The following is a 1,905-nucleotide window of genomic DNA, read 5'->3' as shown; positions in this document are numbered from 1 at the left end:
CGTCGGCGGCGCGGCCGCCGCCGCACCGACCTCGGCCGACCCGGCCGCCGCGGGCGTCTTCGCCTCCCGCACCGCCGACGCCGCGCGCTACGAGTGGTCCGGTACGGCGTTCGTCGACGACTACCTGACCAACACGACGGCGAACCAGACTCCCGAGACCAACGCCGCCATCCGGATCCTCACCGGCTTCCAGGAGCTGTGGGAGACCGGCGACGCCTGGAACACCGGCGCGCCCGCCGACACTAGAGCGCTCAAGTCGAACCTGCGGCACTGCGCCGAGGTCACCGCCGAGCGCACCGTCGGCGCCGCGAAGCAGTCCTTCGTCTTCGACCGGCAGAGCCAGAGCTTCAGCGCCATCGGCGGACTCGGCCCGCTCGCCGACCTCTACCGGGCCGGGGCCAAGGCCGTCACCTCGATCACCGGCGCGCCCGACGGCGTCCCGGCCGGTCCCGTCAGCGACGCCGTGCCGCCGGGCTCGCCCGAGGGCGCCGCCATCGGCGCGGGCTCGACCGCCTCGGACCTGGGGAAGGTCGCCGAACTCGTCAACACCCTGCGCGGCCCGCACGCCTCCACCGTCCCGTCCAAGGTCGCCTACCAGTACCCGCGGCCCTGGCGCATGAACGAGGACTCCGCGGTGGTCGAGACCGGCGGGATCCCCGTCCTCGGCGTCCCGGCCTACGACTCCGAGGTCGAGGTCGCCCCGCAGCTGCTGCGCCAGCGGGGCGCGAGCCCCGCCGACGACGGCGGCTTCCCCTCCGGGCACACCAACGCCGCCTACCTGGCCGCGTACGCGCTGGCCTACGCCGTCCCCGAGCGGTTCCAGGAGCTGCTGGCGCGGGCCGGGGACGTCGGCGACTCCCGCATCGTCGGCGGCATGCACTCGCCCGTGGACGTCATGGCAGGGCGCGTCCTCGCGACCGCCTTCGCCGCCGCCGTCCTCTACGATGACGCCTACGCCGAGCTGCGCGCCGCCGCCCGAGACCAGGCCCTGGCCTACTTCACCGCGGCCACCGGCGCCGAGGACCTGTACGCCTGGGCCCACCGCGAAGGACTCGACACCGACCCGTACGCCGACCGGGCCGCCAACAAGGCCGCCTGGACCTCGCGCCTGACGTACTTCCTCGACCGCGACGGCGAGGACGCCGAGATGACCGTCCCCAAGGGCGCCGAGGCGCTCCTGGAGACCCGGCTGCCCTATCTGGACGCCGACCAGCGCCGCGAGGTCCTGCGCACCACCGCGCTCGCCTCCGGGTACGCGCTTATGGAGGGCCCCGAGCAGTGGGGCCGCCTCGACCTGTTCGCCGCCGCCGACGGCTACGGCCGCTTCGACGACGACGTCACCGTGAACTTGGACGCCAGCGAGGGCGGGTTCTCCGCGAGCGACGTGTGGCGCAACGACATCGGCGGCGACGGCTCGCTCACCAAGACCGGGACCGGGATGCTCGCCCTCGCCGGGGACAACGACTTCGACGGCGGTGTCTCGGTCGAGGACGGCGTCCTGCGGGTCCTCTCCGCCACCGCGCTCGGCGACGGCGACGTCGCCGTCGAAGGCGGGGCCTTGGAGCTCGACCCGGCCGCAGGGAAGGTCAAGGCCGACCGCGGCCTGCGCGTCTCCGGCGCGGCCCTGCGGATCACCTTGGGCGACAGCGGGTCCGCGGTCCTGAAGGTCGGCAGGACCTTCACCGCGGAGGACGGCGCCACTTTGGAGCTCGCGCTCGACGTCCAGCACCCGCCGGTCGCGGGGGAGACGTACACGGTGATCGAGGCGAAGACCGTCAAGGGCGAGTTCGCTTCGGTCGCACTCGACCTCGCCGGGTACACCGCCGTGGCCGAGTACACGGGCAAGAAGGTCAAGGTCCGCATCGAAGCGGCGTAAGGGGAGGGCGGCCCCGGGCACTGCCCGGG

At 74.0% G+C, this 1,905-nt stretch carries 1 protein-coding gene; it reads left to right on the top strand.

The features are described from left to right. The coding region (locus DI269_RS13130) for a phosphatase PAP2 family protein (RefSeq protein WP_198667392.1) at positions 1 to 1,876 on the top strand (1,876 nt) is incomplete at its 5' end. Between the last annotated feature and the right edge of the window lie 29 nt (positions 1,877 to 1,905).

The sequence above is a fragment of the Glycomyces dulcitolivorans genome (assembly GCF_003265355.1).
Lineage (GTDB): Bacteria > Actinomycetota > Actinomycetes > Mycobacteriales > Micromonosporaceae > Glycomyces > Glycomyces dulcitolivorans.
Note: the sequence above shows the minus strand (reverse complement) of the source record. Positions and strands in the feature narration are given on the sequence as shown.